The following is a 15,390-nucleotide window of genomic DNA, read 5'->3' as shown; positions in this document are numbered from 1 at the left end:
ACTGCGGCGACTGGCCCGCCGCCACCAGGCGATGGACGAGGAGATCGCCGAGTTCGACGCCGAGATCGGCCCACTGGTCAAGAAGGCCGCCCCCGTGCTGCTGGAGCTGTTCGGTGTCGGCCCCGAGACCGCCGGCCAGCTCCTGGCCTCCGCTGGCGACAATCCCGAACGGATGCGCTCCGAGGCCGCATTCGCCCACCTGGCCGGCGTCGCACCGATCCCCGCGTCCTCAGGCCGCACCCACCGACACCGCCTCAACCGAGGAGGCGACCGGGCTGCGAACAACGCCCTGCACACCATCGTGCTGACCCGCATGCGCTTCGACGCGCGCACCCGCGCCTACGTCGAACGCCGCACCAAGGAAGGCATGTCCAAGAAGGACATCATGCGCTGCCTCAAGCGATTCGTCGCCCGCGAGGTCTACCGCGCTCTGACCAGCACACCAACCACACAAATCACTCAAACCGACCTGGCCTCTGCGGCTTGACAGCCATAGGAGCATCCCCGCCCGACGGCCCCACGGGCCCGCCGACCGCCGCCCACGCCCTCCTCTCCCGGGCGTGGGCGGCGCCATGGTGCGCGCATCGCCCGGCGGTGGCCGGGCGCGCCTCCCGGGCGAGTTCGGGGAACGGTCGCGAAGGGCGGGGGTTCGCAGCCCCCGGGGACGCCGACGGCCCGCCGGCTCCTGGGGAGCGGGCGGGCCGTGCGGCGGGCGCCGGGGCCTGGCGGCCGGGGTGGACGGGTCAGCCGACGTGCACGCGCGGGCGGCGCGAGCGGTCGGGCTCGGCCTCGCGCAGCACCTCGCGGGTGACCGGTGCGACCTCGCCCTGGCCGAACAGGAAGAACCGCAGGAACTGGGCGAAGGGGTTGCCCTCGGTCCACTCGAAGTACAGGTGCGGCCGCTGCCCGGTGCGGTCCCGGACGGTGAGGGCCAGCGCGGCGATGGCGTTGGGGATGCTGGAGCTCTCCAGGGTGAGGACGCGGTAGCGCCCGTGCAGGACCTCGCCCCGGACGGTCAGCTCGGCCTCGAAGTCGGAGGCGTCGCGGACGGTCACCTCGACGAAGACCAGGTCGTCCTCGCCGGGGATGTCGTTGTCGGCGCGGATCTGCCGGATCTTGTCGCGGTACTCGGCGTTGTCCCGGTTGCTGGGCTCGTTGGCGATCAGCCGCAGCGGGCGGTGCGCGTAGTCCCTGATGAAACGTTCCGCCACGTCGTCCAGGACGACGTTGGTGACGCGGAGCTCGAAGGCGCGGCGCAGCCGGGAGAGCAGCGAGACCAGGATGATGCCGGCGATGAAGCAGGCGCCGATCTTCAGGCCGTCCGGCCGCTCCATGCAGTTCAGCACCGTGGTGTAGAGGAAGATCGCCGAGATCGCCGCGAAGCCGACGGTCCAGCCCCGCTCGCGCTTCTTGTACGCGGCGATGGTCACCGCGATGGCCGCCGAGCTGATCAGCACCAGCACGCCGGTCGCGTACGCGCCGCCCTGGGCGTCGACGTTGGCGTCGAAGATCCAGGTGACCAGGAAGCCGATCAGGGTCAGCACCATCACCATCGGACGCACCGCGCGGGCCCAGTGCGGGGCCATCCCGTAGCGCGGGAGGTAGCGGGGCAGCAGGTTGAGCATGCCCGCCATCGCGGAGGCGCCGGCGAACCAGAGGATCGCGATGGTGGAGAGGTCGTAGACGCTGCCGAAGGCGCCGCCCAGGTACTCGTGCGCCAGGAAGGCCAGGGCGCGGCCGTTGGCGTCGCCGCCGGGCTTGAACTGGTCCGCCGGGATGAGCAGCGTGGTGATGAAGCTGGTGGCGATCAGGAAGCAGCTCATGATCACGGCGGAGGTGGTGAGCAGCTTGCGGGTGCCGCGGATCCGGCCGGCCGGGTTCGCCTCGGTATCGGCCGCGTCGCCCTGGATGTGCGGCATGACGGCGACACCGGTCTCGAAGCCGGACAGGCCGAGCGCCAGCTTCGGGAAGGTCACCAGGGCCACGCCGACCATGATGACCGGGTTGCCGTGCTGGGCGGTCAGGGCGGCCGTCCAGTCGGTGACGACGTGCGGCGCCTCGACGATCTTCCACAGGCCGACGGCCACGACGACCACGTTCAGCGCCAGGTAGATCCCGACCAGCGCCACGGCCAGGCCGATCGCCTCGCTGAAGCCCTTGAGGAAGACCGCGCCGAGCAGCGCCACCAGGATCAGCGTGATCAGCACCTGCTTGCCGCCGAGCACGCCGGTCAGGTGCGGGTTCTCCACCAGGTGCGCGCTCGCGTCGGCGGCGGACAGCGTGATGGTGATCAGGAAGTCCGTCGCCGCGAAGCCGAGCAGCGCGAGGACGAACAGCTTGCCCTTCCAGAACGAGAGCAGCCGCTCCAGCATCGCGATCGAGCCCTCACCGCGCGGGCTCTCCTGGGCCACCCGCCGGTAGACCGGCAGCGCACCCAGCAGGGTGACGATCACCAGCACGATGGTGGCGATAGGCGACAGCACGCCCGCGGCGAGCGCGGCGATGCCCGGCTGGTAGCCGAGCGTCGAGAAGTAGTCCAGGCCGGTCAGGCACATCACCCGCCACCAGCGCTGGCCGCTGTGCGCACCGTGCGCGGCGGTGTCCCCCGCCGCCGCGCCGTCCTGCTGCGCCCCCTCGGCCCCCGCCGCAGCGGCACCGGACTGCCCGGCACCGGCCGCCTCGGCCCCGGCCTGCGCGGCCCCGGCCTGTCCGGCGCCCCCGCCCTCGGTCCCGGCCTTTCCGGCGGACTTGTCCGCGGACATGTCCTCCATCAGCCAGTTGCGGAGCCGTATTCGCGCCGACGACGGTTCCGCCGTCGCCGTCTCCGTCGAACCCGACGAAACCACCTTGCACCTCTTGTTTAAAGACCCCGTAAAAGCGCCGTCGGGCGACGGCAGTGCGACAGGCTATGCGACCGGCGTCAAGAAGACGTCATCGGCCCGCGTTAAGAAAACGTCATGACGCCGCAGGTCGGCGTGGGTGCCGGGGCGGAGGATCCCGCGGCGCCCGGGCGCGGAGGAGGCTCCGCGCCCGGGCGTCTCGAAGCGTGGACGGAGTTACGCCCGGTAACCGAGGACGGTCATCATGCCCGTCTCCGCGTGGTACACGTTGTGGCAGTGCACCATCCACAGCCCCGGGTTGTCGGCGTCGAAGTCGACGGCCAGGGTCATGCCCGGCAGCACGATCGCGGTGTCCTTGCGCGGGCCGTCGCCGGGCAGCGCGAAGCTGTGGCCGTGCAGGTGGACGGGGTGCCACATGCTCGTGCTGTTCCGGAACTCCAGCCGCACCCGTTCGCCCGCCGCCACCGGGTGGCGCTGCGCCGGGTCGTACGGGCGGCCGTTGAACGCCCAGTCGGCCTTGGCCATGCCGCCGGTGAGCTCCAACCGCACGGTGCGGTCGGGGGACTTGGCGGGCAGTCGGACGCCCGGGTCGGCCGTGAGCTGCCCCGCGGTGACCAGCTTGCCGTCCAGCTCGGCGGGGCGCACCGAGGCGTCGGGGGCGGCCCCACCGCCGGTGCGCAGCAGGGCCAGCCCGGTGGCGTTCTTGCCCTCGGCGAGTGCGGTCAGCGGGAAGACGCCGTCCTGGGCGGTGACCAGCACGTCGTAGCGCTCGCCCATGCCGAGCAGCAGGGCCTGGGTGGTGGCCTGCTCGACCGGGAAGCCGTCGGTGTGGGTAACCGTCAGCTCGTGGCCGCCGAGCGCCACCCGGTAGGCGGTGTCGCCGCCCGCGTTGATCAGCCGGATCCGGATCCGGTCGCCGGGCTTGGCGGTGAAGGTCTCGGGGGCGGTGGCGAGGCGGCCGTTGACCAGGTGGAACGGGTGGGCGACGTCCCCGGCGTCGCCGCCCAGCAGCGGGCTGGTGGCGCCCATCAGCATCCGCGACGGGCCGCCGGCCGCGCCGCCCGACGCGGACATCCCGGGCATGCCCGCCATGTCGTGGCCGGAGTGGTCGGCGGAGCCCGCGCCGCCCATGCCCAGGGCGAGTTCGGCGAGCACGGCGTCCGGGGTGCTGCCGTCGACGCCGTCCAGCCAGTCGTCCAGGACGACGACCCACTCCTTGTCGTAGCGCAGCGGCTCCCTCGGGTCCTCGATCACCAGCGGCGCGTACAGCCCGCGCTCCTGCTGGACGCCGGAGTGCGGGTGGAACCAGTAGGTGCCCGGGCGGCCGAGCGCGAAGCGGTAGTCGAAGGAGGCGCCGGCCCGGACGGCGGCCTGGGTCAGGCCCGGCACGCCGTCCATGTCGTTGCGCAGCGCGAGGCCGTGCCAGTGCAGCGAGGTGGGCTGCGGGAGGTGGTTGGCGAGGGTGAGGGCGAGGGTGTCGCCGACGGTGGCGCGGATCTCCCGGCCGGGCAGCCGGTCGCCGTACGCCCAGCTGCGGACGGTGCGTCCGCCGAGGTCGAGGGTGGTCTCGGTGGCGGTGAGCGCGACCTTCCGCTCCGGGCCGGGCTTGCGCGCGGCCTCGACGGCGGCGACCTCGGGGCCGTTCGGAGCGAGGAAGCCGGGGGCACCCGAGGGGGAGGCGGTCGGGGCGCTCGCGGCGCCGGTGGCGCCGTGGTTCATGGACGAGTGGTCCATGCCCGTCATCGAGTCGGACGAGCAGGCGGTGAGCAGGCCGGTTCCGGCGGCGGCGAGTGCGGCGCCGAGGACGGTACGGCGGGTGGATGTGCGCATGGCGGAGTGCACCTCGTGCGGTGTGGTGTGGGCGTACGGGACGTCGCGTCACCCGTTCCGTGCGGGGGCGCCTTGAGCGCGGGCGCGCTGGGCGCGGGCCGCTTCGCGGCGCGCGCGGGCACGGGACGGCGGGCGCGCGCCTACTGACGCAGCACCGAAAGTCGGGTGAGGAGCATCCGTCCGCCCCAGGGCGGGGGCAGCGCGCGCACGGCCCGCAGCAGACGGGCCCGCACCTCGGCGGCGGCCTCACCGCTGCGACGCAGCAACGGCCCGACGACGACGAGGAGCACCAGGGTCCAGCCGGCGAGGACGGCGAGGCAGACCGCCATCGGGTCCATGCCGCCGGCGGAGAACGGGTCGGCGGCCTCGGCCGCCACGGGCTCGGCCGCCACGGGCTCGGCCAGGACGGGCTCGGCCATGGCGGACCCGGCCAGAACGGGCTCCGCCGGAACGGGCGCGACGTCGACGGCCTCGGCGGCCCTCGCGTGGTGGTCCGGCAGGTGCCGGGAGGCGACCACGGCCGGCGCCGGATCACCGTGCCCGCCGTGCCCGCCGGTCGGATGGCCGAGCGTGTGCATCGTCAGGACGCCGAACAGCAGCGCGGCGAGGAGCAGTAGACGCGGTGCCCACGGCACTGGTGGGCCGAAGGGCCGCTGCCGCGCCATCCCCGCCTCCCGACCCGCTCCGTCCGTCCACCCGTACCCCCGCAGGGTATCCCGAACTGCGGAGCCGGACCGAGCCGGGGGCAACCCCGTTCACCCTCTTGGCAGGTGCAATTTCACATTGCTATGTTACGGCTCACCCCGGGGGCGGCCCCGACCCCGCACCGCCCGCCCCCCCTTTCTCCCCCGGCAGTCCCGGGCCGGACCACCCCTACGGCACTGCCGCCTCGCACCGCCCTGTCACTTCCCCCTCCAGGAGATCCGGTGTCAACTTCCCGCGTTGCCAGGCGAGTCCTGCTCGCCTCCGCCATGGCCGTCACGCTCACGCTGCCCACCCTGCAGACCGCCCAGGCCCTCGCCCCCACGGCCACGACGGCCCCGAGGCCCACGACGCCGGCCGCGGCCACCCCCGCTCACGAGCCCGCCGCCGCCCCGAAGCCCACCGACACCCCCGACCAGAGCACCGCCTACGACGACGTCGACCACCTCGGCGCCGACGCCGCCAAGCCCGGCGCCCCCGCCCCGGCCCCGGGCGGCGGCTCGCTCGGCACGACGCTCGTCCCCGGCCTGCTGCCCGACCACGTCGGCGCGCCCGCTCCCACCGCCGACCGGATCGCCGCCGCGGCCGCCGCCAACGCCGCCAACGCGCCCGTCACCAGCGCGGGCGTGCCCTGTACCGTCGACGGCCTCACCGGCCTCGGCGCCGACCAGTTGGTCGCCTTCCTCACCGACCGGGCGGTCACCGCCGACGGCTGCCTGAACACCGTCCTCTGGACCTGGGACGCCCGCTTCACCACGACCATGGACAACGCCCACGTCCAGGCGGTGGCCCAGCGGATCACCCAGCTGTCCGCCACCGACGACGGCACCGGCGCCGCGCACCTCTACGAGCTCTGGACGTACCTGCACGCCACCGCCTACCACGCCTTCAGCCACCACGAGCTGAACTTCGCGGACCCGGCCACGCTCCGCGCCGTCCAGCAGGCGATCACGGCGTACGCGGGCAGCGCGCACGCCTTCGACCGCACCGACCTCGCCGCCAACACCCTGCGGGAGGCGGCCATCACCGCCGGCGCCGACGGCCTGCGCCAGAACAACCTCGGCCTCGCCCGGCGCATCCTCGGCGTGCTCGCACCCGGCACGACCCTCGCCGACAGCCCCGCCTGGGGCAAGGCCGTCCTCCAGGCGCTCAACCTCAACTACCTGGGCATCTACAACCAGGACCCGGCCTTCCTCGCCGCGGTCGCCGCCGACGCCGACTACCGCGCCGCGTTCCGCGCGTACGCCTCGTGGGGCCACCTCAAGGGCACCAAGAACGCCTGGACCGCCCGCGACGCCGTCGCCGAGGCAGGGCGCTTCGGTCAGATCCCGGCCCTGCACGACGCCACCGTCGCCGACCTCGGCGCGCTGATCACCGCCACCAAGGCCGCCTTCGGCGAGTGGTCCGACCCGTGGGTCAAGGCCATCGGATGGGCCGCCACCTACGGCGTCTGCCAGCAGTACGGCGTCTGCGTGTCCGACCTGGAGGCCAAGCTCTTCCCCTTCACCTACCGCTACGACAACGGCGCCATCGAGGTCCGCACCGCCCTCGACAAGGCCACCGTCGACCAGATGTACTACGCGAGCAAGCAGGTCAAGACCCAGTTCTTCCGGGTCCTCGGCACCGACCAGCCGCTCGCCGGGGACGTCAACTCCACCCTGCACATCCACCTGTACGCCTCGCGCGCCGACTACGAGGTCTACCAGCCCGTCCTCACCGGCTACAGCACCAGCAACGGCGGCATCTACATCGAGCGGGGCGCCACCTTCTACACCTACCAGCGGCGCGTCCCGCAGGACTCCACGCTCACCCTCGAGGAGCTCTTCCGCCACGAGTACACGCACTACCTCAACGGCCGCTGGGCGGTACCGGGTTACTTCGGCGACGCGCGCTGGTACGCCGACGACAAGACGACCGCGATGGACGAGGGCACGGCCGAGTTCTTCGACGGCGCCACCCGTGACCAGGGCATCCTGGTGCGCAAGTCGCTGGTCCGCAAGCTCGCCGCCGACGAGGCCGCCGGCATCCCCCGGATGACCGTCTCCCAGCTCCTGCACGCCCGTTACGCCGACACCCCCGCCTTCCACTTCTACAACTACGCCGGCACCTTCTTCGAGTTCCTCTGGCAGAAGCACCCCTCGCTGCTGCGCGAGATGTACGGCTACGAGCGCGCCGACGACCCGGCCGGCTTCGACGCCTGGCGCGAGCGCGTCGGCGCCGACGCGGCCCTGCAGGGCGAGTACTGGGCGTTCCTGGACGCGCAGATCAAGAACGTCGACGCCCTGTACGTCCCGTCGACCTCCTTCATAGCCGACCCGGCCCTCGACCTCGCCGACGCCTCCGACGTCCAGGACGAGTTCGCCGACGCCACCGGCGCCACGCCCAGCTGCGGCAACAACGGCGACTGGACCAACAAGCCGATGCGGTTCGTCTGCACCGGCCGGATCACCGCCAACCTCTCCGACGCGAAGAACCCCGACAAGGTCTTCAAGGACATGTCCGACACCGTCGACTACTTCATCCTCACCCGCACCAAGGACGTCGCGGGGGCGAACAACCTCAACGACATGAACTGCAGCTTCGGCAAGGTCGACATCTGGACCGACGGCAAGGCCGGCACCGCCGACTACACCTGCGAGGGGCCGCTGCGCCGGTGACCTCCGGGCCCTCCGGGGGCCCGACGGCCGGGCGGCGGTGCGGCCTGCGGGATCCGCACCACCGCCCGGCTCGGTCGTCCCGCGTCTGCCGCCCCGCTCAGCCCTGCGCACCACCCGCCCCGCTCAGCCCTGCGCAACCGCCCACCCCCGCTCAGCCCTGCGCACCGCCGCCCGGCTCAGTCCTCCCGCGCCTGCCGGACGGCGGCCGCCAGGTGCTCGCGGAACCAACGGTGGCCCGGATCGGCCGAGTTGCGTGGGTGCCAGGCCATCCCCAGCTCCAGCGCGTCGAGTTCGAGCGGGATCCGGAAGGTGCGCAGGCCGAGCGCGGTGACCGTCTCCGGGAGCCAGTCCTCCAGCCCGAGCGCGACCAGGTCGCTGTCCCGGGCCAGCAGCATCGCACTCGTGTGGCTCGGCACCACCACCGCCACCCGGCGCCGCAGCCCGCGCTCGGCCAGCACCGCGTCGATCGGCCCGAGCCGCTTGCCCCGCCGCGAGACGCCGATGTGGTCGACGGCGGCGAACCGCCGGGCGGTGATCCGCCCCTCGAACAGCGGGTGTCCGCTGCGCGCCACGCCCACCAGCGGCGCCCGGAGCAGCCGCCGGGTACGGATCTCCGGGTCCAGCCGGCCGAGCACGCCCACCTCGACGTCCACCAGCCCCTGGCGCAGCGCCGGCCCGCCCTCCAGGGACTCCGGCAGGAACAGCACGTCGACCTTGGGGGCCTCGGCCCGGATCCGCTCGGTCAGCCGGCCGGCCACCCGGACCAGCACCACGTCGCTGGTCTGCACGGTGAAGGTCCGCTCCAGGTGCACCGGCGCGAAACCCGCGCCGGGCCGCAGCACGTTCTCGCAGCCGCGCAGCAACACGCTTACCTCCTCCCGGAGTTCGAGCGCCCGCGGGGTCGGCACCATCCCCTGCCCGGCCCGTACCAGCAGCGGGTCGCCCACCGCGCGGCGCAGCCGGGCGAGCATCCGGCTCGCCGCCGCCGGCGAGGTGCCGAGCCGCTCGGCGGCCCGGGTCACGCTGTTCTCCTGGAGCAGGGCATCCAGGGCCCGCAGCAGGTTGAGGTCCATCCATGGCTCCTGAACTGCACTTTTGCGTATCCGTCAATGATTCCGTGCCGATCCTTGCATGGTGTTCTCCGCCGCGGGCCGCCGAGACTGGAGCGGTCCGCACGGAACCCCTCGCCAGGAGCACCTGTGTCCACCTCCCGTACCGACCGTTCCGGCCTCGCCGGTGACGTCCTCGCCGTCGTCAGCCAGAGCGGCCCGACCGTCTCGTTCTTCGACGCCGCCACCGACCGGCTCCTCGACACCGTCGAAGTCCTCGCCGAACCGCACGAGTTGTGCTTCGACCCGACCCAGCGCCTGCTCTGGTGCACCACCGCCTACCACGCGGGCTACTACCACGCCCACACCGGCCGGCGCACCGAGCTGACCGTCATCGACGCCGACACCCGCCGCATCGTCGAGGTGATCGACCTCTCCCCCGAACACGGGCCGCACGGGCTGGCGTTGGACGCCGGGCGCAACCGCCTCTACGTCAGCGTGGAGGGCGGGCCGGACCGCCCGGGCGGCGTCGTGGTCATCGACACGGTGTCCCGCCGTCCGCTCGGCCGGATCGACACCGACGCCCCCGGCCCGCACTGGTTCGCCGTCTCCCCGGACGGGCGCACCGGCTTCGCCACGAACAAGGAGGCCCCGTTCGTCTCGGTCGTGGACCTCGACCGGGGGACCATGACCGCCAAGGTCGAGGTCCCCGGCAGCGAGGGCCTCGCCGTCTCCCCCGACAACACCCGGGCCTACGTCGCCGCGCCCTACCTCGGCTTCGCCGGGAGGGCCGACGCCGCCCCCGGCCTCCGGGTCATCGACGCCACGTCGATGTCGGTGGTCGCCACCCTGCCGACCGAGCACGCCGCGCTGCCGGTCCATCTGACCTCCACCGGCAGGCTGCTGGCCGGCGGGATCCGCTCCACCCCCGACCCGGAGTCCGCACTGGGCCGTCAACTCCCGGGCGTGCTCTCGGTCTTCTCGACGGACGACCACCGGCTCCTGGGCTCCGTCGAGACCGGCCTGTTCCCGCTGACCATCACCTCCTCCCCCGACGGACGCCTCGCCTATGTCGCTTCCGTGATCTCGTCCACCGTGGACGTCATCGACCTCGACACCTTCACCCCGGTCTCCCGCCTGACCGTCGCCAAGCGCGCCGAACCCGGCGCCCACGGCCTGGCCTACGTCCCCCGCTCCGCCTGAGCACGCCGCCTTACCACACCGTCCGACATTCCCGCCAGACCGCGCCCCACTCCAGCCCCGTGCCCCGGCCGAACTCCGTCGGCCGGGGCACCGTCATGCGGGCGCCCGAAATCCGCTCGCAAGTCGATCACTATCCGTCAGGTTCCGCGCAGCATTGATCCATTGGCGACGGAGCCGACCCGAGGCAAAGGGATAAAAGAGAAAGAACCGGAAGTTCCGGATGTGATTTGGATCACCCTATGCTACCGACCGGTAGCAAGTTACGTTTCTCAGGTTGCATGACAAGATCAACGGGGAGGCTGTCAGCGCATGAACATTGAGAATCTTGTCGCCATCCAACAGGAGTACTACGACGAGCGCGCCGTCGAGTACGACGACACCTTCGTCCCCTACCAGGAAGCCGCCTCTCCCGCGCTCCTGGAGCGGCTCGCCACCGGCGAGTTGGGCGGTGACGTGCTGGAACTCGCCCCCGGCACCGGCTACTGGACGCGCCACCTCGTGAAGCGCGCCGCCACCCTCACCGCGGTCGACGGCTCGGCGAGCATGATCGAGGTCGCGCGTGCCAAGGGCCTCGGCGACGTCGAGTTCATCCAGGCGGACCTCTTCACCTGGCAGCCGCACCGCCAGTTCGACGGCGTGTTCTTCGCGCACTGGCTCGCCCACGTTCCGCTCGAGTACTTCGAGGACTTCTGGGCGCGCGTCGCCAAGGCGCTCAAGCCCGGCGGTGTCGTCGAATTCGTCGACGTGACCCCGCTGGAGCGGATCGGCGAGGTCGAGGACCAGGTCGACCCGGAGCACGCCGTAGTCCGTTCGCTCGCCGACGGCCGCGAGTTCCGCATCGTCAAGATCTTCTTCGAGCCCGCCGAGCTGGAGCGCCGCCTGACCGCGCTCGGCTGGGACTGTTCGATCGAGGAAGTCGCTCCGGGTTTCTTCTACGGCCGGGCCCGCCGCGCCGGCGAGACCGGAAGCGGGGAGTAAACCGCTCCATGGAGGCCACCCAGGCCGCCGCCCGTACGCCGCTGGACGGTTCACAGGGATGGCGGGAGAAGATGCGCTCGCCGGGGTTCGCCCTGCTGGCGATCTGCTTCACCCAGGCGCTCGTCCTGCTGGACACGACCGTCGTCAACATCGCCTTCCACACCATCGAGCAGGGCCTACAGGCCTCCCTCGACCAGATCCTCTGGGTGACGAACAGCTACCTGCTCACCTACGCGGTGCTGTTGGTCCTCGGCGGCCGCCTGGGCGATCTGTTCGGAACGCGACGCGTGCTCCTGGTCGGCCTGGTCGTCTTCACCGTCACGTCGGCGGCCTGCGGACTCGCGCAGACGCCCACCCAGCTCATCCTGGGCCGAGGCCTCCAAGGCGTCGGCGCGGCACTGCTCGCCGCGCAGGCGATGGCCGTGATCACCCGGGTGTTCCCGGCCGAGCAACGGGGCCGGGCGATGGGGACATGGGGTGCCTTCGCGGGCCTGGCGACCGCCGTCGGGCCGACGGTGGGCGGGCTGCTGGCCGGCACGCTCGGCTGGCGGGCCATCTTCGTCATCAACGTCCCGGTCGGCGTCGTCGGCTTCGTCCTGGTGATGCTGAGCGTTCCGCCGCTGCGGGGTGAAGGCCGGGCCCGGCTGGACCTGTTGGGCTCCGTCGTGCTGGCCGCCGCGATCTTCCTGCTGGTCTACCCTCTGGTCGAGGGCGAGCGGCACCACTGGGGCACGCTGTGGGGACCGGTCACGGTGCCCGGCTGCCTGGTGGCGGGCCTGGTGGTCCTCGGGGTCTTCGCGCTGGTGCAGCGCGGACGGCAGGGGCGGGATCCGCTGATCCCGTTCGCGCTGGTCCGCAACCGCAACTTCGCCCTGCTGTCGGTGGTGATCGGCGCCATCCCAGGCGCGGTGGCCGCGGTGCTGCTGCTCGTTCCGCTGCACCTGCAGACGGTGCACCACTGGTCGCCGTTCGGCGCCGGACTGGTCCTCGCCGTACCGCCGTTGATCTCGGTGGTGGTGGCGCGGCGGTCCGGACGGCTGGTGGACACGATCGGCGGGAAGACCGTGCTGATCGTCGGCCTGGTGCTGTTCGCCGTGGGCGTGGGTGCCCAGGTGCCGGCGCTGTCGGCACACTCCTCGTGGCTCCTGCTGCTGCCGGGCCTGGCCGTCATGGGCGTCGGCATGGGAGTGTGTTTCGCGCCGTCGGTCGCCGTCGCCATGCAGGACGTTCCGCCGGAGCTGGCGGGCGTCGCGTCCGGGGTGTTCAACACCACCCGGCTGTGCGGCAGCCTGCTGTGCACCGCGCTGACCGGTGCACTGCTCCAAGTCGGCCTGGCCCGGGGCGACTTCTCCGGTGCGGTGCGGACCACCTTCCTGGTGCCCGTCCTGGCCCTGCTGGTCGGCGCGCTGTTGTCGGTCGGGCTTCGCCGGGCTCCGGCCAAGACCGCCGGCTCCTGAGGCCGGCCGGTCGCCGCAGGCCTGCCCCACGGGCCTGCCCCGCAGTCTCCTCCCCCGCAGGAATCCACGCAGCACTTCACGCAGGACGTCATGCAGGACTCGACGCGGAGTCCTCATCCCTTCGCCTCTCTCTTCGCCTATCGCGCGTTCCCCAGACGGCAGCGCGCTGTTGGAGACAGCACTATGGCCAAGTCGATCAGTACCGATCACGCCCTCGTCAGAAAAGCCGCCAACAAGATGTTCCTGCGGTCCTACGGTGGCGACCGCCGCCCGCGGTTCACCTCCCCGTACCCGCTGTTCCCGGCCGTCCGCGAGCTGGAGGCCAAGCTCCCCCAACTCCGCTCTGAGATCGAGGAGTTGCTGCGCCAGCGGGAACTCGGGCGGTACGAGGACATCGACCCCGTGCGCGCCGCCCAGATCTCCAAGGACTGGCGCCTCTACTACGCCTACGTGCTGGGTGTGCCCAACGAGGCCGCCCGGAAGGACACCCCGACCCTCCTGGAGTTCGCGGAGAAGACCCCGGGCGTGGTGAGCGCGATGGTCTCGGTGCTCGAACCGGGCGTCAACCTCGACCCGCACGCCGGACCGTACGCCGGGATCCTCCGCTACCACCTGTGCATCAGCACCCCCGCGGAGAACCCGCCGCGGATCCGGGTGGACCAGGAGTACTACACCTGGAAGGCGGGCGAGAGCATCGTCCTCGACGACACCTTCGAGCACGAGGTGCGCAACGAGGCCGACGAGCCCCGGGTCGTCGTCATCGTGGACTTCCGCCGCCCGCTGGGCCCGCTGGCCGACAGCGTCAACCGCTGGTTCCTGCGCTCCAAGCGCAAGGCCTCCAGCAAGATGATCCAGCTCTCGAACGGGGACTACTGATGTCCGGAGCCCTTCTCGTCACCGGCGCCGGCCGGGGCATCGGCGCCGCGACGGCGCGCCTCGCCGGGCAGCGCGGCTACCGCGTCTGCGTGAACTACCTGCACAACGGGACGGCCGCCGAGGAGGTGGTCCGCGACATCGTCCAGGCCGGCGGGACGGCCCTCGCCGTCCGGGCGGACGTCTCCCGCGAGGCCGAGGTGGAGCGGCTGTTCGCCACCGTCGACGCCGAACTCGGCCCGCTCACCGGGCTGGTGAACAACGTGGGTGTGGCCGAGAAGAAGTCCCGGATCGAGGACCTGGACGAGGAGCGGCTGCACCGCGTGCTGACCACCAACGTGGTGAGCGCCTTCCTCTGCGCCAAGCACGCCGTCCGCCGGATGTCCACCCGGCACGGGGGCCGGGGCGGGGCGATCGTCAACGTCTCCTCGGCCGCCGCCCGCCTCGGCTCGGCGAACGAGTACGTGGACTACGCCGCCTCCAAGGGCGCGATGGACACGCTGACCACGGGCCTGTCGCTGGAGGTCGCGGCCGAGGGGATCCGGGTCAACTCGGTGCGCCCCGGCTTCATCCGCACCGACTTCCACGCCGCCGCCGGCGACCCGGACCGGGTCGACCGGCTGCAGGGCAACCTGCCCATGCAGCGCGGCGGCGATCCGGAGGAGGTGGCCGAGGCGATCCTGTGGCTGCTGTCCGACCGGGCGTCCTTCGTCACGGGGTCGTTCACCGAGCTGGCGGGCGGCAAGTGAGCCCGTCCACGAGCCACGTGCTGCACCCCGCGGACCGGGTGCCACAGACGAGTTCGGGTGTCGAGGTGCTCCGGTCCGTCCAGAGCATCGGCCGGGCCGACTGGGAGCGGCTGGGAGTCGCGGGCAACGTCTTCTTCGGCTACGACTTCCTGTGCTCCATCGAGCGCGCCCCGCTGACCCGGCCGGCCGACCCGTACTACCTGCTCGCCAGGGACGCGTCGGGCGCGCCGTCCGCCGCGCTGGTGCTCTCCCTCCAGGAGACCGTCGACCCCTTCGCCACCGACCCCGACGCCGGGATCACCCGGATGCTGGTCGGCCACATCTGGCACTGCTACGACACGATGGTGCCCTCGGCCGGCACCCTCGACGCGAAAACGCTTGCCGACCTGTGTGCGTCCATGGGTACGCTAGCCGACGAACTCGACGTCTCCACCTACGGTTTGGTGAACATCGAGTGGCAGGGAGAGCTCGCCGGTCTGCTGGCCGAGGCGGGCCTGCCGGGCCAGGAGACGACGCCGCGCTACCGGCTGCCGATGCCGGCGGGGGGTTTGACCCTCGACGACCACCTCGCCACCATCGGCCGGGCTTCGCGCCGCTCCCTGCGGCAGTACATGCGCCGGGCGGAGCGGGCCGGTGCGCGGATCACCTTCGAGCAGGGCTCCGACGTCCTCGACGACGCGGCGCTGGCGCTCTGCACGGCGACCGCCGACAAGCACGCCCCGGGCTACTACCCGCCCGAGGAACTGTCCGCGCTGATCCGCGCCCTGGGTCCGGACTGCCGGATCCTGCGGATCGAGCTGGACGGGGTGCTGCAGGCGGTGTCGATCTGCCTGCTGGACGAGCAGCGGGCGCACTTCTGGGCGGGCGGCTGCCTGTACCCGGAGGAGCTCAACTGGAGCCCGCAGTACGTGCTGTTCGGCGCCGAGCTGGAGTACGGCATGGCCAGCGGGAAGCCGGTCGTGGAGTTCGGCCGGCGCAACGACGAGTTCAAGCGGCGCTACGGCCTGCAACCGCAGCGGTTGGGCCGGTTCATGGTGACGCGCTAGACGATC

Annotated in this window: 13 protein-coding genes; 9 read left to right on the top strand and 4 right to left on the bottom strand. The window is 72.2% G+C overall.

Annotated elements, in window-relative coordinates:
- Positions 1-487, top strand: a 487-nt coding sequence (locus ACZ6Y7_RS35760) for a transposase (RefSeq protein WP_465762130.1), incomplete at its 5' end; no start/stop codon positions are given.
- A gap of 256 nt (positions 488-743) precedes the next feature.
- Here the strand turns inward: ACZ6Y7_RS35760 and ACZ6Y7_RS35755 are convergent.
- The gene (locus tag ACZ6Y7_RS35755; protein ID WP_465762131.1) at positions 744-2,555 is read right to left on the bottom strand and encodes an APC family permease; all 1,812 of its coding nucleotides are present in this window, start codon (positions 2,553-2,555) and stop codon (positions 744-746) included.
- Positions 2,556-2,760: 205 nt separating this feature from the next.
- Here ACZ6Y7_RS35755 and ACZ6Y7_RS35750 point away from each other — a divergent pair, with 205 nt between their 5' ends.
- Positions 2,761-2,961, top strand: a complete 201-nt coding sequence (locus ACZ6Y7_RS35750; RefSeq protein WP_465762129.1) for a hypothetical protein — start codon at positions 2,761-2,763, stop codon at positions 2,959-2,961.
- 95 nt (positions 2,962-3,056) lie between these two features.
- Here the strand turns inward: ACZ6Y7_RS35750 and ACZ6Y7_RS35745 are convergent, their stop codons facing one another.
- Positions 3,057-4,670: a multicopper oxidase family protein gene (locus ACZ6Y7_RS35745; protein ID WP_465762128.1), complete on the bottom strand. Its 1,614-nt coding sequence runs from the start codon at positions 4,668-4,670 to the stop codon at positions 3,057-3,059.
- A 140-nt stretch (positions 4,671-4,810) separates the two neighbouring features.
- The gene (locus tag ACZ6Y7_RS35740) at positions 4,811-5,335 is read right to left on the bottom strand and encodes a hypothetical protein (protein ID WP_465762127.1); all 525 of its coding nucleotides are present in this window, start codon (positions 5,333-5,335) and stop codon (positions 4,811-4,813) included.
- 261 nt (positions 5,336-5,596) lie between these two features.
- On the opposite strand from ACZ6Y7_RS35740, the gene ACZ6Y7_RS35735 reads away from it, so the two are divergent.
- Positions 5,597-8,029 carry a collagenase gene (locus ACZ6Y7_RS35735; RefSeq protein ID WP_465762126.1) on the top strand — a complete coding sequence of 811 codons (2,433 nt, stop codon included), beginning with the start codon at positions 5,597-5,599 and terminating at the stop codon, positions 8,027-8,029.
- Between the two features lie 176 nt (positions 8,030-8,205).
- On the opposite strand, the gene ACZ6Y7_RS35730 is transcribed toward ACZ6Y7_RS35735, so the two are convergent.
- Positions 8,206-9,102, bottom strand: a complete 897-nt coding sequence (locus ACZ6Y7_RS35730; RefSeq protein WP_465762125.1) for a LysR family transcriptional regulator — start codon at positions 9,100-9,102, stop codon at positions 8,206-8,208.
- Positions 9,103-9,228: 126 nt separating this feature from the next.
- Between ACZ6Y7_RS35730 and ACZ6Y7_RS35725 the strand changes: the two genes are divergently transcribed.
- The 6 genes from ACZ6Y7_RS35725 (at position 9,229) to ACZ6Y7_RS35700 (ending at position 15,384) form a co-directional block, all read left to right on the top strand.
- The gene (locus ACZ6Y7_RS35725; RefSeq protein ID WP_465762124.1) at positions 9,229-10,281 is read left to right on the top strand and encodes a YncE family protein; all 1,053 of its coding nucleotides are present in this window, start codon (positions 9,229-9,231) and stop codon (positions 10,279-10,281) included.
- 309 nt (positions 10,282-10,590) lie between these two features.
- On the top strand, positions 10,591-11,259 hold the full coding sequence (locus ACZ6Y7_RS35720; RefSeq protein WP_465762123.1) for a class I SAM-dependent methyltransferase: 669 nt from the start codon (positions 10,591-10,593) through the stop codon (positions 11,257-11,259).
- Between the two features lie 8 nt (positions 11,260-11,267).
- Positions 11,268-12,716, top strand: a complete 1,449-nt coding sequence (locus tag ACZ6Y7_RS35715) for an MFS transporter (RefSeq protein ID WP_465762122.1) — start codon at positions 11,268-11,270, stop codon at positions 12,714-12,716.
- 183 nt (positions 12,717-12,899) lie between these two features.
- Positions 12,900-13,592, top strand: a complete 693-nt coding sequence (locus ACZ6Y7_RS35710) for an aspartyl/asparaginyl beta-hydroxylase domain-containing protein (protein WP_465762121.1) — start codon at positions 12,900-12,902, stop codon at positions 13,590-13,592.
- Positions 13,592-14,338: an SDR family oxidoreductase gene (locus tag ACZ6Y7_RS35705; RefSeq protein WP_465762120.1), complete on the top strand. Its 747-nt coding sequence runs from the start codon at positions 13,592-13,594 to the stop codon at positions 14,336-14,338. Before ACZ6Y7_RS35710 ends, ACZ6Y7_RS35705 begins: the two co-directional genes overlap by 1 nt.
- Positions 14,335-15,384: a GNAT family N-acetyltransferase gene (locus ACZ6Y7_RS35700; protein WP_465762119.1), complete on the top strand. Its 1,050-nt coding sequence runs from the start codon at positions 14,335-14,337 to the stop codon at positions 15,382-15,384. Before ACZ6Y7_RS35705 ends, ACZ6Y7_RS35700 begins: the two co-directional genes overlap by 4 nt.
- Positions 15,385-15,390: the final 6 nt, after the last annotated feature.

This window comes from Kitasatospora sp. NPDC053308 (assembly GCF_055585785.1).
This window is presented reverse-complemented; position numbering and strand designations above follow the sequence as displayed.

Bases quoted from the DNA above. Each gene is read 5' to 3' on its own strand.
- ACZ6Y7_RS35755 (WP_465762131.1), bottom strand. From the start codon at position 2,555: ATGTGCCTGACCGGCCTGGACTACTTCTCGACGCTCGGCTACCAGCCG.
- ACZ6Y7_RS35750 (WP_465762129.1), top strand. From the start codon at position 2,761: ATGTCCTCCATCAGCCAGTTGCGGAGCCGTATTCGCGCCGACGACGGT.
- ACZ6Y7_RS35745 (WP_465762128.1), bottom strand. From the start codon at position 4,670: ATGCGCACATCCACCCGCCGTACCGTCCTCGGCGCCGCACTCGCCGCC.
- ACZ6Y7_RS35740 (WP_465762127.1), bottom strand. From the start codon at position 5,335: ATGGCGCGGCAGCGGCCCTTCGGCCCACCAGTGCCGTGGGCACCGCGT.
- ACZ6Y7_RS35730 (WP_465762125.1), bottom strand. From the start codon at position 9,102: ATGGACCTCAACCTGCTGCGGGCCCTGGATGCCCTGCTCCAGGAGAAC.
- ACZ6Y7_RS35720 (WP_465762123.1), top strand. From the start codon at position 10,591: ATGAACATTGAGAATCTTGTCGCCATCCAACAGGAGTACTACGACGAG.
- ACZ6Y7_RS35715 (WP_465762122.1), top strand. From the start codon at position 11,268: ATGGAGGCCACCCAGGCCGCCGCCCGTACGCCGCTGGACGGTTCACAG.
- ACZ6Y7_RS35710 (WP_465762121.1), top strand. From the start codon at position 12,900: ATGGCCAAGTCGATCAGTACCGATCACGCCCTCGTCAGAAAAGCCGCC.
- ACZ6Y7_RS35705 (WP_465762120.1), top strand. From the start codon at position 13,592: ATGTCCGGAGCCCTTCTCGTCACCGGCGCCGGCCGGGGCATCGGCGCC.